This window comes from Stenotrophomonas sp. 01N47 (assembly GCF_056399165.1).
Map to the genome: position 1 here is coordinate 1 of NZ_JBFTQU010000065.1, position 431 is coordinate 431.

General features: G+C 61.3%; 1 protein-coding gene. It reads left to right on the forward strand.

Annotation, left to right across the window (positions count from 1 at the left end; translation table 11 throughout):
- Positions 1 to 392 (forward strand): type VI secretion system lipoprotein TssJ (tssJ, locus tag AC1DKR_RS21235; RefSeq protein ID WP_478035136.1); only part of this gene is annotated, 392 nt, incomplete at its 5' end.
- Between the last annotated feature and the right edge of the window lie 39 nt (positions 393 to 431).

Below are 431 nucleotides of genomic sequence, written 5' to 3' on the forward strand. Positions count from 1 at the left end.
ACCTGAAGCTGACCGCCAGCGATCAATTGAACCCGGACCTCAACGGTCGTCCATCGCCGATCGTCGTGCGCCTGTTCGAGCTCAAGCACCCGGTGGCCTTCGAGAACGCTGATTTCTTCAGCCTCTACGAACGCGCCAAGGAATCCCTGGCCCCGGACCTGGTGGCCAGCGAAGAACTGGAACTGCGCCCAGGCGAAACCGTCGAGCTCAAGCTCAGCGTGGAAGAGGGCAGCCGTTACGTTGGCGTGCTCGCCGCCTACCGCGACCTGCCGGAAACCAAGTGGCGCTACACCGTGCAAATCACTCCGGTGCAAGTCACCGCGGCTGACCTGACCCTCGATCAGGCCGGCATCCGCAACACCCATGAAACGCTCGCCAAGGCGGATGACTGAACATGAATGCCCATAAAGTCATTTGGCAGGAAGGCATGC